This window comes from Agarivorans sp. QJM3NY_30, assembly GCF_050870855.2.
Lineage (GTDB): Bacteria > Pseudomonadota > Gammaproteobacteria > Enterobacterales > Celerinatantimonadaceae > Agarivorans.
In genome coordinates this window covers 1,565,501-1,582,101 of record NZ_CP194038.2, presented here as the reverse complement: position 1 = coordinate 1,582,101, position 16,601 = coordinate 1,565,501, and the positions used below count along the sequence as shown (strand labels likewise).

13 protein-coding genes are annotated in these 16,601 nt (G+C 43.0%); 8 read left to right on the top strand and 5 right to left on the bottom strand.

The window, feature by feature from the left end:
* Window positions 1-54 precede the first annotated feature (54 nt).
* From queF to ACRRSX_RS07215, 6 genes are all read left to right on the top strand, one after another.
* Complete coding sequence (gene queF / locus ACRRSX_RS07240; protein ID WP_432453867.1) at window positions 55-921, top strand: NADPH-dependent 7-cyano-7-deazaguanine reductase QueF; 867 nt, start codon at window positions 55-57, stop codon at window positions 919-921.
* Window positions 922-925: 4 nt separating this feature from the next.
* The gene (locus ACRRSX_RS07235; protein ID WP_432453868.1) at window positions 926-3,109 is read left to right on the top strand and encodes a tetratricopeptide repeat protein; all 2,184 of its coding nucleotides are present in this window, start codon (window positions 926-928) and stop codon (window positions 3,107-3,109) included.
* Between the two features lie 113 nt (window positions 3,110-3,222).
* The gene (locus ACRRSX_RS07230) at window positions 3,223-4,815 is read left to right on the top strand and encodes a GGDEF domain-containing protein (RefSeq protein ID WP_432453869.1); all 1,593 of its coding nucleotides are present in this window, start codon (window positions 3,223-3,225) and stop codon (window positions 4,813-4,815) included.
* 95 nt (window positions 4,816-4,910) lie between these two features.
* Window positions 4,911-6,299: a nucleotide 5'-monophosphate nucleosidase PpnN gene (gene ppnN / locus ACRRSX_RS07225; RefSeq protein ID WP_432453870.1), complete on the top strand. Its 1,389-nt coding sequence runs from the start codon at window positions 4,911-4,913 to the stop codon at window positions 6,297-6,299.
* On the top strand, window positions 6,296-7,078 hold the full coding sequence (gene xni, locus ACRRSX_RS07220; protein WP_432453871.1) for a flap endonuclease Xni: 783 nt from the start codon (window positions 6,296-6,298) through the stop codon (window positions 7,076-7,078). The genes ppnN and xni overlap by 4 nt, the downstream gene beginning before the upstream one ends.
* A gap of 299 nt (window positions 7,079-7,377) precedes the next feature.
* A complete protein-coding gene (locus ACRRSX_RS07215) occupies window positions 7,378-8,385 on the top strand; it encodes an isocitrate dehydrogenase (protein ID WP_432453872.1) in 1,008 nt (335 codons plus the stop codon).
* Between the two features lie 93 nt (window positions 8,386-8,478).
* On the opposite strand, the gene rlmM is transcribed toward ACRRSX_RS07215, so the two are convergent.
* From rlmM to ACRRSX_RS07200, 3 genes are read right to left on the bottom strand one after another with little or no spacing between them, the layout of a single operon-like run.
* Window positions 8,479-9,543: a 23S rRNA (cytidine(2498)-2'-O)-methyltransferase RlmM gene (rlmM, locus tag ACRRSX_RS07210; RefSeq protein WP_432453873.1), complete on the bottom strand. Its 1,065-nt coding sequence runs from the start codon at window positions 9,541-9,543 to the stop codon at window positions 8,479-8,481.
* Window positions 9,533-9,898: a DUF423 domain-containing protein gene (locus ACRRSX_RS07205; protein WP_432453874.1), complete on the bottom strand. Its 366-nt coding sequence runs from the start codon at window positions 9,896-9,898 to the stop codon at window positions 9,533-9,535. Before ACRRSX_RS07205 ends, rlmM begins: the two co-directional genes overlap by 11 nt.
* Before the next feature lie 12 nt (window positions 9,899-9,910).
* Window positions 9,911-10,834: a transcriptional regulator GcvA gene (locus tag ACRRSX_RS07200; RefSeq protein ID WP_432453875.1), complete on the bottom strand. Its 924-nt coding sequence runs from the start codon at window positions 10,832-10,834 to the stop codon at window positions 9,911-9,913.
* Between the two features lie 552 nt (window positions 10,835-11,386).
* Between ACRRSX_RS07200 and ACRRSX_RS07195 the strand changes: the two genes are divergently transcribed.
* Window positions 11,387-11,749, top strand: coding sequence for an MmyB family transcriptional regulator (locus ACRRSX_RS07195; RefSeq protein WP_432453876.1), 363 nt, complete (start codon window positions 11,387-11,389; stop codon window positions 11,747-11,749).
* 156 nt (window positions 11,750-11,905) lie between these two features.
* On the opposite strand, the gene guaA is transcribed toward ACRRSX_RS07195, so the two are convergent.
* Together guaA and guaB are read right to left on the bottom strand one after the other, a co-directional pair.
* Entirely contained in the window at window positions 11,906-13,486 is a 1,581-nt protein-coding gene (gene guaA / locus ACRRSX_RS07190; protein ID WP_432453877.1) for a glutamine-hydrolyzing GMP synthase, read from the bottom strand.
* Window positions 13,487-13,558: 72 nt separating this feature from the next.
* Window positions 13,559-15,019 carry an IMP dehydrogenase gene (gene guaB, locus ACRRSX_RS07185; protein ID WP_432453878.1) on the bottom strand — a complete coding sequence of 487 codons (1,461 nt, stop codon included), beginning with the start codon at window positions 15,017-15,019 and terminating at the stop codon, window positions 13,559-13,561.
* A gap of 85 nt (window positions 15,020-15,104) precedes the next feature.
* On the opposite strand from guaB, the gene xseA reads away from it, so the two are divergent.
* On the top strand, window positions 15,105-16,484 hold the full coding sequence (gene xseA, locus ACRRSX_RS07180; protein ID WP_432453879.1) for an exodeoxyribonuclease VII large subunit: 1,380 nt from the start codon (window positions 15,105-15,107) through the stop codon (window positions 16,482-16,484).
* The last annotated feature ends 117 nt before the right edge of the window (window positions 16,485-16,601 follow it).

Below are 16,601 nucleotides of genomic sequence, written 5' to 3'. Positions count from 1 at the left end.
GTTTCGTTTCGATTTAAGATAAACTAAGCCTAACCAATTCGATCGAATAAAACCATGACAAAACAGCCTGTAAACACCACTGAACAGCTAAAAGAGCGATTAAGTCTCGGTAAACCGACCGACTACATTAGTCATTATTCACCGCAACTGTTACAAGGCGTACCACGCCAATTAAATCGTCAACAATTAAATATTGTAGAAGCGCAAACACTGCCCTTTTCGGGATATGACTTATGGAACCTCTACGAACTCTCGTGGCTAAATGAGAACGGACTTCCAACCGTAGCCGTCGCTGAAGTGAAAATAATGGCTAGCTCTCGATGTTTGATCGAATCAAAATCATTCAAGTTATATCTCAATAGCTTTAACCAGAGCCACTTTGCCAACTTTTCTGCCGTTGAAAAAGTACTAAGACGCGATCTAGCGCAATGCGCCGAAGGTGAGGTAGAAGTAACACTGAGCAACATTGATAGCACCTTCGACACTCGCCCGATACCGGGCCTAAATATCGACCTGCAAGATGATATTAAAATTTTAAGTTATCAACTCGATCCTTCTTTACTTGAAGGTGCCGCAGATCCTAATCTTATCGTACATGAATCACTTAACAGCCACTTGCTCAAGTCTAACTGTTTGGTAACCAATCAACCAGATTGGGCAAGTTTATATATCGATTACCAAGGGCCTAAAATCAATCAGCAAGCCTTATTAAAATATCTAGTCTCATTCCGCCAACATAATGAATTTCATGAGCAATGTGTTGAAAGAATTTTCACCGACCTAAAACATTATTGCCAGCCCAAGACGCTCACAGTCTATGCCAGATATACGCGGCGTGGCGGCTTAGATATTAATCCAATGCGCAGCGATGATCCCCTAGCAAGCACAAAACTAGGAAATTGGCGCTTAATTCGCCAATAATATAATGCCCAATTTCTCGCTAAAATCGTATTTATGGTTTGCCCTTGTATTACTCTGCGGGCCGTTTTCTGCCAATAGCTGGGCCTATGAAAATGGCTTTATCAATGTTCCTAAAACATTAGAACCGTTACGCCAACAGCTGATAGCCAACCCTAGGAATTGCCTAGAACATTTAGCGAAAACACTGAACCAACAGGAGACGACCACTGAGCAAACGGTAACAACAGGTACAATCGACATACTCCGCTATCAAATTGCCGCTTTATGTGCCTACCGCACCAATAATCCACAACAAGCTCAGGTCTATATTCATCACGCCATTCGCTTAGCAAAACAACAGCCAACCCATTTAACTCAAGCCTATATTATTGCAGCACTGGCCATGAGTAGTGACCCCAAATGGGCAATACAGGCACAAGATTATATCGCTTTAGCACAAGCTGGTATCGAAAAACTAAAGATCTTCCCCTTATCTAACATGCGCTTTCAACTACAAAAAGTGCAAGCGCTTTACTACCAAAACCAAGGTAAAAATAACGAAGCCAAAAACCATCTATTAAAAGCGAAGGAAGAGGCTTATACCAGTAAATCACCGATACTCAGGGCGTGGTCTGAAGCCTTACTGGCAGATTATTACTTGTTAAATAAACAGCCTGAATTAGCGCTCAATCACCTAACAGAGGCGGAGTTAGATGATCAAGACATCCACAATAATGAAGCCTTGCTACTCAACAGCAAACTCAAAGCCAATATGGCACAGGTCTATTTGGAGCAAGGTGAGCTGGTTATCGCTCAGCAGTTTCAACAGGATGCCATCGATGATGCAGCAAGTCTCAATAATCTCGATCTACAGGCTGAAGAAATAACTAAACTAGCGGATATGACCAAGCTCGCCAAGGACAATGACGCAGCTCTGGTGCACTATCTAAATGCAAAAGAAATAGCAAAGGCCAATCATAACTTACCGCTATTGGCCGACATTGAACTGCGCCTAGGCAGCACCTATATGGAATTCACAGACTACACGCCAGCTTTAGTTCATCTACAAATCGCTAGACAATTATTTACTCGATTAAATCAACCCAGTAAATTGTTACATAGCTTACTACTGTTAGGCGAATTACATATCAACAACCATGAGAGTGGCTTAGCTATTTTACAACTAGAAAAAGCCGAAGCTTTAGCCAACACCATTGGCTTATCGAATAGCCATAGCAAAGTATACAAGTTACTCACCGAAGCCTACGAGCAAAATGGCAATTACGCCCTCGCCTTAGAAGAATTTAAAATTTACCACAGCTTAAACCAACAATATCAACAGATAAGTAACGAGCTAAAACGTGAACAATTTAAGCAACACTATCAGTATATTGAACAAGCCCAACAGTTATCCGACCTGACCAAAGAAAAAGCCTTAATACAGCAACAAAGTAGCTTTCAGCAACTGGTCTTAGTCTTAGTCTGCGTTTTTGCAGTGATGATATTATTTTTATTCTTAATCACTAGGCAGAAACTGTTATCAAGAAAAGCCTTAGTGAGGCATCTAAACCAACAGCTGAACCAGCATCCCATTACGGGTTGGCAACAACTAGCCAACAGCGATAGCCCCTTACAATATTTACGCAAGCAACATCTCTCATCAACGCAATCACCGCAAGTTCTGTTGCTAATATCTATTGAGCATCTCAGCACCGTTGGCCAACACAGCTTAGGGTTTAAACTTCGTAGGGAATTCAACAAAAATGTGATTGAAGCGCTGATAACTCAGTTTGATAAAGATTATCAGTTAGGACATATCAACGATCATCAGCTACTTATTTGCCTCTCTTTGAAGCAACTATCCGCAGAACAAATTTGCAGAATGGTGGTTGATGAAGCAGAAAGATATGCTATAAAGCAAAAGCTTAAGTTGATAATTTCGATTGGCACTTGTATTGCCCCATTTTTAACTAAAGCCGAAGATGCAATTGACGATAGCGGAATGACCGAAGTTTTATGGCTCGCTTTAGAAGGGGCTCAACAACTATCTGCTCACACGCAACAGAACCAATGGGTAGAGTTAACAGCAATGAAAGGTTCACATGCTGCATTTTTCTGTAGTGATATAAGACAAGATGTAAAACAGGCAATAAGCAAGGGCTTAGTAAAAGTGAATTCATCCACTGATAAGAGCATAATCAATTGGTAGGTATAGATGACTATTTGCCTTAACATTTGCAGACCCAACAACTATAGTTGTCGTAGATCTCGTGTTATGCTAATCGCAGTTATTAGGCATACTAGGATGTGTTGGTTTAAACGATGAGCGATATCATCACGATTAAGAAACGCCTCGCGTTGGTGAGAAACAATATAGAAAACTCCACCCAGAATGTTTTAGGCCAAGAGGCAAAGGTTAGAATGGAAAAGAAATCAATAAGCCAACTAATTTCAAGCCTTTCTAAAATTTGTTATGGCTTAGATGAACAACTTGATAATAAACTACAGCAACTAATCAAGGATGTTGAGAGTAATGACGACTTGTCAGCTATTTCGCAATATCAAAACGAATTAGATGGCCTATTTAAACAACATAGTAAGACCTTAAAAACGGTCCTCGCTCACAACCAACGAATTATCAAAACGTCGGGGGAATCACTTAAACGAATTAATGGTTTACCTCCTCAATTACGCCGCAAACTTACTGATTTTTTAGAGCAGAGCCCAGCTTATTCTCACAGCGATAATCAGGCTCGTATCGAACAGTTACTCAATTATTATTATCAAGCGCTACTCAATAAACCTTCAATAGGCGGAGCTCACACCAGTAATGAAAATGTTACCGCTGTAAAGCCGAAAGAAAGTATTTTAGATAGTCGTTTACACACTCGCATTTGTGATGATTTACAACGTTTGATCACCGAACTAGATTATAGCGGTGAAGTTGGTAACAAACTGGCACAGATACGTTCTGACTTATTAGTAGGTATAGAACCTAGCGACTTGCCTAGCTTGTGTATCAATGTGATTCAACTCATCATCGAAGGCAGTCGTGAAGAACGTAAAGCCGCTCAAGAGTTTTTATACTCTTTAAACGAAAGTTTAGGCGGTGCCCACGATCAGTTTGTCGACTCGCTAAGTCAATCTAAGTCAATCCATCAAAATCAGCAGCAAAATAACAGCGTATTAAAAGACCGTATACTAGAGCTCGGTGCGGAAGTACGCTCTAGCAGTAACTTAGATAGTTTAAAGCATTCAATCCAAAATCGCTTAATTCAGATTACCGACGTATTCAAAGAAAAAGAACAACTAGAGCAACGAACGACTGAGTTATTGAACGAACTTGGTGAAGTTGAATTAAAGCTTCGTTTGGTTCGAGAAGAAACTCAAGAGTATAAAAAGCGACTCAATGCTCACAAACATAAATTGTTCATCGATAGTCTCACTCAAGTATACAACCGAGCAGCCTTAGACGAACGTTTAGAGCTCGAGTACAAACGCTGGAAGCGTTATGGTTATAATTTGGGCATGGCTATTATTGATATTGACCACTTTAAATCAATTAATGATCAGTTTGGCCATATGGCTGGTGATAAAGCACTCAAAGTGATCGCCAGAGCGTTGCAGAATAGCCTTCGAGATACCGACTTTTTAGCTCGTTTTGGCGGTGAAGAATTCGTTTTATTGATGCCGAATATCTCACCTGACGCAGTGATGGTGCCACTTGACAATATTCGCGAACAGATTAAGACCCTGCCCTTTCGATTTAAAGAAAAACAGGTTTCAATTACAGTTTCTATTGGTGCAACCCTTTTTAAAGATAGCGATAAACCGCTTGATGCATTCGAGCGTGCAGACCAAGCTTTATACGAGTCAAAAAGCAGTGGTCGTGACAAAGTCAACTTAATCAACTAGTTATTTATGAAGTAATACGAAATAAGTATCAGCTAACACAACTCCTCACGTTATACTGTTATGGTAAAGTAACCTGAAATAGACGTGAGGTGTTGATGATTACCCATATAAATCCTGTTGGTAGCATGAACTTGTTATCACAACTAGAAGTCGACCAACTTGCTTTAAGTGCCTCTAAAGATATTTATCTCCTATACCGAAACTGCAGCCTTGCAGTACTCAATTCGGGAAGTAAAACCGACAGCAGCCGTGAGATTTTAGAACGCTATCGAAACTTTGACATTAAAGTCCTTAGTAGGGAACGTGGCGTAAAACTCGAGTTAATCAATGCACCAGAAGAAGCATTTGTGGATGGCGAAATTATCCGCGGTATTCAAGAACACCTATTTAGCGTTTTACGTGATATTTTGTATGTTTCTAATGAAATCCAAAAACTCTCTTATTTAGATTTTAATCAATCACCACATATCACCCATTTAGTTTTTTCCATGCTACGTAATGCTCGAGTGATTCACCCTGGAATTGAACCAAACTTAGTCGTTTGCTGGGGCGGACATTCGATCAACGAAAACGAGTATCAATATACTCGAGAGATGGGAAGCCAATTGGGATTGCGAGAATTAAACATCTGCACTGGCTGTGGCCCTGGAGCAATGGAAGGTCCAATGAAAGGTGCCACTGTCGGACATGCCAAACAACGAGTAAACAACGGTCGTTACATTGGTTTAACGGAGCCCAGCATCATCGCAGCCGAACCACCAAACCCCATTGTTAATGAGCTTGTCATTCTACCCGATATAGAGAAACGCTTAGAAGCATTTGTTCGAATGGGCCACGCCATCGTTATCTTCCCCGGTGGTGCGGGAACCGCTGAAGAATTACTGTATATACTTGGCATTATGATGCATCCGGAAAATGCTCGTCAGCCCTTACCAATCGTCCTCACCGGACCTAGATCTAGTGAAGCTTATTTTAGAAGCATTGACAAATTCATCGGCAAAACTCTCGGTATCGAAGCACAGAAACACTATCAAATTATTATCGACGACCCTGCAAGTGCCGCGCAAGTCGTCAAATCATCGATGTCCAAGATCCAAGACTATCGACGTGCTATTGGTGATGCCTATTCCTTCAACTGGAGCCTAAAAATAGAAAGTAGCTTTCAACATCCTTTTCTTCCTATTCATCAAAACGTAGAAAAGTTAAATTTGCACTACGATCAAGCCCCCCAAGAATTAGCTGCAAATTTACGACGAGCGTTCTCCGCCATCGTGAGTGGTAATGTAAAAGATGAAGGTATAAAACAAATCGAAGAGCATGGGCCATTCATTATCGATGGTGATCCTGAAATAATGAACATGCTAGATAAGCTACTGCAAGATTTTGTAAAACAGCAGCGGATGAAATTACCTGGTAGCAACTATGAGCCATGCTATAAAATCGCTAAAAATCAAATTAAACAAGACAGAGAACTGCCTCAATGAGTCAACACTTCGTCGTGATAGATGCTTTAAATTTAATCCGTAGAATTTATGCGGTTCAGCAGCAACGTAGCCCTCGCGACTCGTTAAGTCAATCAACTCAGCAGGCGCTCTCGAGCGCCTGTAAACGAATAGTGTCAAGCCTTCAGCCTTCCCATATTGTCGCTGTATTCGATGGCGAACGTTCGGCTTGGCGAGAGCAGCTTTATCCACAATACAAACAAAACCGCTCTCCAATGCCCGAGCTATTAGCTGAACAATTGGAGACATTAAAAGACCAACTATTAGATATGGGGATCGATTCAATCTTTGCGGCTAACGAAGAGGCCGATGACATTTGTGCCACGCTCGCCAGTAAAGCAATTGCAGCTAACTACCCGGTAACCATTATTTCCACTGATCAAGGCTACTACTCATTACTCTCAGCTGGTGTCGGTTTATATGACTATTTTCGACGGGAGTATATTTCAATCGAGCAAGTCGAAGAGAAGTTTGGGATCGCGATCAAACAACTAAACGATTATTGGGCCTTGGTTGGCATCAATGGAGTGAATGTGGCAGGCGTACCCGGTATTGGTAAGAAAAGTGCGCAAACGCTACTTAAAAATTATCCTGATACCCAAGCGATTCTCGATGATAACAGCACCAATAACAAGCTTGCCTCAAAAGTTCAAGCGCACGCTAATGAGCTACAACTCGCGCATAAATTGCTCAGCTTAAGAACCGATTTAAAACTTGGTTTTTCATTGAAACTATTACGTTATAACCCCAAGGCCTGTTGATCGTCGATAATTATTTTCCTGCTAATCAAGACCAGCGTAAATTGTAGAGAATAGTCTGCGCTAAACTGTATTAAAACCAATCAAAACCTACCGAGATAAGATCTCTTCAGCATTCAAAATGTTGTTATTTGGGGCGAAATCTGACCTATAATCAGTGTTGGAAACTAAATATTTTTGAGTATTCAGTTAAAAAATTGTAAACTCATTGTTGCCCGAACCCATTCGCTCGGGTAATAACACGGAGTGTTACCTCCTCCCCTTATTTAGATAATAAAAATACCTACGAATTAGGAAGATATATGTCAACAAGACGAATCACCGTCATACCTGGAGATGGTATTGGACCAAGTATTATCGAAAGCGCCATCGCAATAATGGACAAAGCAGGTTGTGGTTTCGAGTATGATTATGCCAATGCGGGCCTCGCCGCATTAGAAAGTGATGGCAGCCTATTACCCGAAAAATCATTACAACTGATTGAACAAAATGGTATTGCCCTAAAAGGCCCATTAACCACGCCAGTCGGAACCGGCTTCACTTCAATTAATGTCTCTATGCGTAAGCACTTCGACCTATATGCGAATATTCGCCCAGTACGTTCATTTGTTGGGACTAAAGCACGTTACGAAAACATAGATATTATTACCGTACGTGAAAATACCGAAGGGATGTACTCAGGCCTGGGTCAAAAACGTAGCGAAGATGGCAACAGCGCCGAAGCCATGAGTATAGTGACTCGCGAAGGTGCCGAGCGCATCGTAAAATTTGCTTATGAACTAGCTCGCCGAGAAGGCCGTAAGAAAGTAACCACCATCCATAAAGCCAACATCATGAAATCCACCTCAGGCTTATTTCTAGAGGTTGCTCGAGAAATTTCTCGGCAGTATCCGGATATCGAATCGGAAGAGATGATTGTTGATGCCGCTTGTATGAACTTAGTGATGTACCCAGAGCGCTTCGACGTGATGGTCACAACCAATCTATTTGGCGATATCCTTTCAGACCTTTGTGCAGGTTTGGTTGGCGGCCTGGGCATGGCTCCAGGCGCAAATATCGGTGAACAAGCCGCAATTTTTGAAGCCGTTCACGGTAGCGCCCCAGATATTGCTGACCAAGACATTGCCAACCCCACCTCGGTTATTTTAGCGAGTATTCAGATGCTCGAATACTTGGGTATGGAAACGCAGGCCACGGCCATTTTAAGCGCAGTAAAAGATGTGATTGCCAGCGGCGATAGAACCACTCGAGACTTGGGTGGTATTGCAGGCACGAAGGAATTCACTCAAGCTATCTTAGAGCGCCTATAAGCGACACAGAGCACCGATGAAAGGCAGCATAGACTGCCTTTATACCGCAATTAGATAGCTTATATTTACATTTCTGACGAGTCCCAATTCAGCTCAAATAATTCGAGCAAATACCGTGATCTCTTCTCTATCATGATATAACTGCTTAGCCCTCACCTCAGACTCAAATCCTAATTCGGCTAAACCTTCACGTAACATATTCAGATCTTGATTTACTTCAGCAAAACGTTGCTTCATTGGCAATTTTAAATTAAACATTGCATAACGGCACCAACCATTAGCGAGCCATTTCAACATCAACCTAGCCACCTTGGCTGGTCTCTCAACCATATCGCAGACTAACCAACTAGTATTGTTGCGTTCCGGCTGAAACTTAAAACCATCTTCACGAAAGTGCTGTACCTGACCCGTCTCCATCAAAGACTGCGCCATTGGCCCATTATCAACGGCTGCGACGAACATATTTCGTCTCACCAATTGATAGGTCCATCCACCGGGGCAGGCGCCTAAATCAACCGCATGCTGACCATTTTCTAAATATTGTTCTCGTTCTTGATCATTCAGCAAAACCATAAACGCTTCATCTAACTTCAAGGTCGAACGACTGGGTGCTTGGTTGGGAAACTTGAGTCGTAAGATACCATTCGCTTGCGGATTACCGTTACGGGTATCTGAATAACCCAACCAACAATGGGTTCCACTCGTAAAGAACAATTGCATCGCAGGCAACTTTAAGTTCTGCGTTTTACTTAACCACTGGTGTTTTATCAGCGCATGCTCTAAGGGACGTGTAAATTTCTTACAAAATGCGGATAAAGATTTTCCTTCATTGGTATCAGGATATTCCAAACGCAAGCTGCCACAAAGTGGTAACTTCTGATCAATCGCCAATATCGATGCAACCCGATTACGCTCATCTAATTCCAGTTCCAGTAAAGCCAAAAACCAGTGACGTGCAAAAATCAAATTTCGAAAATCAATCGCTTGGTAGAGGCTTATGGTGTGCTCATTTTGATAACAGCTAAACTCAACAAAACCAGACTCTGCAGCAGCCTTGGCATAACCAAAATATTCCAATTGTTCCGCATGAAACTGGATTTCTGCTGCACAATCACTCTCGAAACCAGTGCGACAATATAAAATGATACTATTTGTCATAACTCATATTCTTACTAGACCAAACCAAAGATAACCAACCAATAATCAATATCAGTCCACCTAGAGGCGTAATTGGCCCAAATACCTTAGAACCGAAAAAAGCTAAACAGTATAAGCTACCCGCGAACAACCAACCACCGACAACCCACAACAGAGCCGTTAATCGATGGCGCTGAACCACAGCCAATGCAGCCGCGAGGTGAACTAATTGATAAAACACGCCAGTATTTATCCATTGCAGCTGCTCTGCGCCCAAAAAACGACTAAAACCATGGGCGGCTCCTGCACCCATAATCACGCAAAAAGCACCAGACACAGCGACCAAGGCCCTAAATGGCCAAGTGAATTGCTTCATGACTAACCTTTCTTAAATTTCCACCAAGCCTTCATTAACGAATTCTTGCTGCTCATGTTCCACTAACGAAATCATCCACTCACGAAAAGCAACTAATTTCCCTTGTTCTGCCTGACTAGGCTTACACACCATATAGTAGGCATTCTTACTCAACAAAACTTGTTCAAAAGGACATACTAAACGCCCAGCTTCTATTTCAGGCTTTGCCAACACACTATGCCCCAAGGCCACGCCTTGACCGTATACCGCAGCTTGCAACACCATAGTTGAGTGAGAAAATATCGGCCCATGATTCACATTCATTTGTCTTAGGCCGACTAACTTAAACCAGGCTTTCCAATCGTGACGAGCGGTATCATGTAACAAGGTATGAAATTGTAAGTCCTCTGGTTTAGTGAGCGCCTTATCTCCCACTAATAAACTTGGTGAACACACTGGCACTAAATACTCAGTATGCAACTTATCGGCTCGCAAGCCTGCCCAATTGCCTCGACCATAATAAATCGCCACATCAACGTCTTCACTCAAGGACCCCTCATAAAGATCAACAGCCTTGATCCGTACATCAATGTCTGGATGCATCTCACTAAATTGAGATAGACGCGGTACCAACCACTGGATCGCGAAACTCGGCTGGAGGCTGACTGTGATCGTCCCTTTGGCACCTCGCGCCAACAAGCGATCTGTCGCTTCAGTAAGCGAAATAAAAATATCTTTAATATCTAAGAAGTAACCTTGTCCTTCTTCTGTTAATAATAAGGCTCTATTTTTACGACGAAACAATTTGAGGCCGAGAAATTCTTCCAAAGCTTTAATTTGGTGACTCACAGCGGCTTGAGTCACAAATAGTTCTTCAGCTGCACGAGTAAAGCTTAGGTGCCTTGCGGCGGCCTCAAATGCTTTTAAAGCATTTAAAGGCGGCAAACGACGCGCCATATTTACACCCCATTAACGGATAAGTTTTTCTAATCTTTCTGCATTATAAATTATCTGTTGTTGTACGGCTAGTTGCAGACTACTATGCACACGCAATCAAGTGAAGGGGCCTGACATAGCGCCATAATACAGGGTGTTACGTCAGGCCCCTTTAAGTAAATACCGGATTTGTAGTTACTTTGATTGCTATGTTGTGTTTGCATTTGTCAGCCTTTTGCTGACTCCCTGTTTCTAATTTTGACCCTGTCTGTCAAAAAGAATTTTTAGCCACTGCTATTGCAGTGGCTTTTTTTATGCCCTAAATATGACTCAACAAAGTAAAGCGCGAACAACAAACAAACGAAATAAGCATTAAAAAAAATAATCTTAGAGCTGGGTCACGGAAAATAAGAAGGACTTAAACAAGCCAATTAAAATAACCCATTATGTTGATAATGATAAGTACACATGCTCAGCTTGTCACTGCAACATACCATCAAGACATGCCCCAGCCAATCAACATGATTATATTCAAATCAAACGCAAAACGGTGTGTTGTGTTTGCTTATAACGATGCAGCCAACCATCTGTTTAGTTTCGAGTCGCCCTTCCGAGAGACGTAATCTATTACCAATGCTTTTTACTAACCCTGCTCTGCGGGAAATTTTTCTCCATAGGGAAGAGGAAGCACCCCCACATATTATCCAGTGTCGTCGTGACCATGCTAATACAAGTCACGATAGCGATATCAAAGCCTTAGAGGATGAATTGAAAAACGTGTCAGCCGACTTTAATCAGTGTTGGAAACAACATGATGTTCATGCACTATGTGATGGTACTCGAAAGCTCAAGATAAACGGCGAGACAGCCACGTTTGAACACACTTCTCTGATAAACCGCCATTTTCGCTTGGTGGTTGATGCGAAAAGTGAATAAGCTGAAACAGAGTTCCACTAATTATCGCTAGGCAATTCGCAGAGGCTACCAAGCCGACGATTGAAGAGTAAGAATCACCATAAAAAATGCCAGTCAGTATTACTGACTGGCATTTCATTGATTTATAAAGACCTGGTTAACTGTTTATAACTTAGTCTACTCCCACTCAATCGTCGCAGGCGGTTTACCCGAAATGTCATAGACCACACGAGAAATACCATCGACTTCATTGATAATTCGGTTGCTCACATGACCAAGGAAGTCATAGGGTAAATGAGCCCAATGTGCTGTCATAAAATCGATAGTCTCAACAGCACGCAGCGATACAACCCAATCGTACTTACGTCCATCGCCCATCACACCGACTGAACGCACAGGTAAGAATACCGTGAAAGCCTGGCTTACCTTATTGTATAAATCATGTTTATGCAATTCTTCGATGAAAATAGCATCGGCACGGCGCAATAGATCACAGTACTCTTTCTTCACCTCACCGAGTACCCGTACCCCTAAACCAGGCCCAGGAAATGGGTGGCGGTATAACATGTCGTAGGGTAAGCCTAGCTCCAGACCAATTTTGCGCACTTCGTCTTTAAATAGCTCTTTCAAAGGTTCAACCAAGCCCATTTCCATATCATCGGGTAAGCCACCGACGTTATGGTGAGATTTAATCACATGTGCCTTACCGGTTTTAGCACCCGCAGACTCGATCACATCCGGGTAAATCGTACCTTGGGCAAGCCACTTGGCATTTTTTAGTTTCTTCGACTCTTCATCAAAAACATCAATAAAAACATGGCCGATAATTTTGCGCTTCTTCTCTGGGTCACTTTCACCCGCCATCGCATCTAAGAAACGATCTTGTGCCTGCACATGAATAATGTTCAAACCAAAGTGATTGCCAAACATGTCCATTACTTGTTGGCCTTCGTGCAAACGCAATAAACCGTTATCCACGAACACACAAGTAAGTTTATCGCCAATGGCTCGCTGAATAAGCATGGCAACAACCGAGGAATCAACGCCACCACTTAGCGCAAGAATAACTTCATCATCACCCACTTGCTGCTTAATTTTTGCGACCGCATTTTCAATGATCGATTCAGAAGTCCACAAAGCATCACAGCCACAGATATCTTTCACAAAATGTTCTAACATCCGTAAACCTTGGCGAGTGTGAGTCACCTCAGGGTGAAACTGAACGCCATAAAATTGCTTGTCTTGATTCATCATCGCGGCAAATTCACAGCTCGGTGTTTTCGCAATCGTGGTGAATCCTGCAGGAATAGCCGAAACTTTATCGCCATGGCTCATCCAAACATCTAACAAGGCATTACCATTATCGGCAACCGTGTCTTCAATCGCTTTAAATAAAGGTGATGGGCTAATAACCTCAACCTGAGCATAACCAAACTCCCGCTCACCTTCACCTTGAATCACCTTCCCGCCAAGCTGCTCAGACATTGTTTGCATGCCATAACAAATCCCTAATACAGGAACGCCAGCGCTAAACACATACTCGGGGGCTCGAGGCGAATCATGTTCTGTGACACTCTCTGGCCCACCCGCTAAGATGATACCGTTAGGTGCAAATTCTCTAATGTCGGCTTCTTCTACATCCCAGCCCCAAAGTTCACAGTAAACCCCTATTTCACGAATACGGCGGGCGATCAATTGGGTATATTGCGATCCAAAATCTAAAATTAGAATACGATGTTCGTGGATATCTCTGCTCATAATCACTTACTTCATTAGGCTGATAAAACTAAGCACCTACAGGTGCTTAGAGAGTAGTTATGCTATAAAAATCTACCCCATACGGTAGTTTGGTGCTTCTTTAGTAATGGTCACATCATGGACATGACTTTCGCCCATTCCGGCACTGGTCACCCGAACAAATTCGGCTTTGGTATTCAGTTCGGTGATAGTGGCGCAGCCAGTCAGCCCCATACAAGAGCGCAAACCACCCATTTGCTGGTGAATAATCGCTTTCACTGGACCTTTGTAAGCCACCCGACCTTCAATCCCTTCGGGCACCAATTTATCTGCCGCATTATCGGTTTGGAAATAACGGTCTGATGAACCCTGAGACATTGCACCTAAAGAGCCCATACCGCGGTAAGATTTAAACGAACGCCCCTGATAAAGTTCAATTTCTCCAGGCGCTTCTTCGGTGCCAGCAAACATACTACCCACCATCACACAAGATGCACCGGCGACCAGGGCTTTCGCAATATCACCAGAGAAACGAATACCACCATCGGCGATCACCGGAATATCACGACCTTTAAGCGCTTCCACCGCATCAGCTACCGCGGTAATTTGTGGGACACCCACACCAGTAACAATACGTGTTGTACAAATTGAACCTGGGCCAATCCCCACCTTTACTGCACTAACACCAGCATCCGCGAGGGCTATCGCACCAGCGGCAGTGGCAACGTTACCACCAACAATCTGTAAGTCAGGGTATTTATCATGAGTGGCCTTAATGCGATCAAGCACTCCTTGCGAATGCCCGTGAGATGAATCGATCAATAAGACATCGACCCCTGCTTCTACCAGCGCATCAACCCGCTCTTCGTTGCCAGCACCAGCGCCAACAGCAGCACCAACACGCAAGCGGCCAAAGCTGTCTTTACAAGCGTTCGGCTTACGCTCTGCTTTTTTAAAATCTTTTACGGTGATTAAACCTGTGAGTTTAAAGGCATCGTCAACCACCAACATTTTCTCAATACGGTGTTCGTGCATTAGCTTTTCAACCACTTCACGGGAAGTATCGGTAGTGGTTACCAAACGTTCTTTCGGGGTCATCACCTGCGAAACTGTTTTAGAAAAATCGGTTTCGAAACGTAAATCACGTCCTGTGACAATACCAACTAAGTCATTAGCTTCTGTCACCACGGGGAAGCCAGCAAAACCGTGAGTTTGGCGTAACTTCGCAATCTGCCCCAAAGTTAAGTCTGGCGTCACCGTAATCGGCTCAAGCACAATCCCAGCTTCGAATTTTTTCACGCGACGCACTTCATTGGCTTGTTGTTCGATACTCATATTTTTATGAATGAAGCCAATGCCACCTTCCTGAGCTAAAGCGATCGCAAAACTCGCCTCAGTAACAGTATCCATGGCCGCAGAAACCATCGGAATATTTAAATTGATATCTTTAGTTAGACGAGTGGCCAAACTGGCAGTGTTAGGGAGTACTTCAGAGTGTGCAGGAAGTAGTAGTACATCATCGAAGGTTAAGGCTTCTTTGGAAATTCTCAGCATAGCAACATTCGCCTAAATCAGTTAATAAACGGGAAAATATTGCGGACGGATTATAGGTATAAAGCTAGTCAAGGTAAATTGAAAAATGTTATTTTCTTACATTATTTTCAATTTACCCACGAGAGCGCTGATGCAAGCGAATCAAATCACCCAAAATGTCTTCAGCGTAAGTCAATTAAACCAGGAAGTTAGACGTTTACTAGAGCGTTGTTTGGGGACAGTTTGGTTGGAAGGTGAAATATCTAACTTTTCAGCGCCATTTTCAGGGCATTGGTACTTCAACCTGAAGGACTCACGGTCGCAGGTCCGTTGTGCCATGTTTAAAAATACCAATCGCAAAGTACTTTTTAAGCCCGAGTCTGGAATGCAGGTGCTAGTGAAAGCCAACATCACCATGTATGAGCCTCGAGGGGATTACCAGTTAATCATTGAAGCCATTCATCCCGCCGGGGATGGCGCCATCCAGCAAGCATTTGAGCAATTAAAGTATAAGCTCGCCGCCCAAGGCTTATTTGCCGAAGCAGCTAAACAAGCACTACCGGAGTATCCGTCAACGGTTGGAGTGGTAAGTTCCGCATCAGGGGCCGCCTTACAGGACATTTTGTCGGTACTGGCTCGACGAGCACCAGCCATCAAAGTCATCGTCTACCCAGCAGCAGTGCAAGGCGAACAAGCAGCCATTCAAATTTGCGCCATGATCGAACGAGCGAATCAACGTCAGGAAGTTGATTTGTTGATTGTTGGCCGTGGGGGTGGTTCTAAAGAAGATTTATCCGCCTTCAATGATGAACGGTTAGCCAATTGCATATTTAACTCTAACCTGCCCATCATTTCGGCGGTTGGCCACGAGATTGATCATAGTATCAGCGATCTAGTTGCCGATGTACGAGCGGCAACCCCTTCTGCTGCAGCGGAAATCGTCAGCCAACAGGCTAGCCACATCGAGCAAAGATTAAGCTATCTCAACCAACAGCTAAACAACCGCTATTCTCAGCTGCTGAAACAACAGCAATGGCAACTGACAAATTTACAACAGCGCATTTATGCACAATCCCCTGAGCACGTATTGCAACAACAACAACAACGGTTTGACCATCTATCACTACGCTTGGAGCGCGCGATGTCTAGCAGCTTAGCGCAGGCTAACTACCGATATAACAGAGTCAGTCGAGCCATTATCGAAAGCCAACTTCCTGCACAACTCACACAGCAAGCAAATCAATTCGATAACTTATTAAAAAATATGTCACAAATAATCACGCAGCAACAAGCCCGTTATCAACAACAACTCATCGCCAAAACTCGACAATTAGATGCCCTAAGCCCACTGCGGGTTTTAGAACGAGGTTTTACAATGGTAAGTCATAAACAACAACTCGTGCATCATGCCGCCGAATTACAAGTTGGAGACGAAGTCACGCTGCAATTTGTCGATGGACAACGAAAAGCAAACATCAGTTCTTAAACACAGCTAACCTCTTGTAGCAAATCATGTTCGTGGAGCGAGCTTACAACGCAACCAGAGATATTTCGCCAAGCAAACCCACTCAATAAAGAGTAAAATGCTTTAGCGAATCCTTTT